Origin of the sequence: Actinoplanes sp. DH11, from assembly GCF_020873875.1 — a bacterium.
In the GTDB taxonomy this organism is placed as follows: domain Bacteria; phylum Actinomycetota; class Actinomycetes; order Mycobacteriales; family Micromonosporaceae; genus Actinoplanes.
This window is the reverse complement of the sequence record NZ_JAHWGU010000223.1, coordinates 1-255: the sequence shown is the minus strand read 5'-3', so window position 1 is coordinate 255 and position 255 is coordinate 1. Positions and strand designations below refer to the sequence as shown.

Annotated in this window: 1 protein-coding gene; it reads left to right on the top strand. The window is 68.2% G+C overall.

Going from position 1 to position 255, the window contains the following annotated elements:
- The coding region (locus LPA41_RS43920) for a transposase (RefSeq protein ID WP_229077036.1) at positions 1-255 on the top strand (255 nt) is incomplete at both ends.

The following is a 255-nucleotide window of genomic DNA, read 5'->3' as shown; positions in this document are numbered from 1 at the left end:
ACCCCGACGGCGTCCTCGTGGTCGACGAGACCGGCGATCTGAAGAAAGGCATGCACACCGTCGGTGTCCAGCGTCAATACACCGGCACCGCTGGGCGGATCGAGAACGCCCAGGTCGGGGTGTTCCTGGCCTATGCGAGCAGGCACGGTCACACCCTGATCGACCGGCGGGTCTACCTGCCGAAGTCCTGGACCGGCGACCGTGACCGGTGTGAGCGGGCCGGCGTCCCGGACGACGTCGTGTTCGCCACCCGCT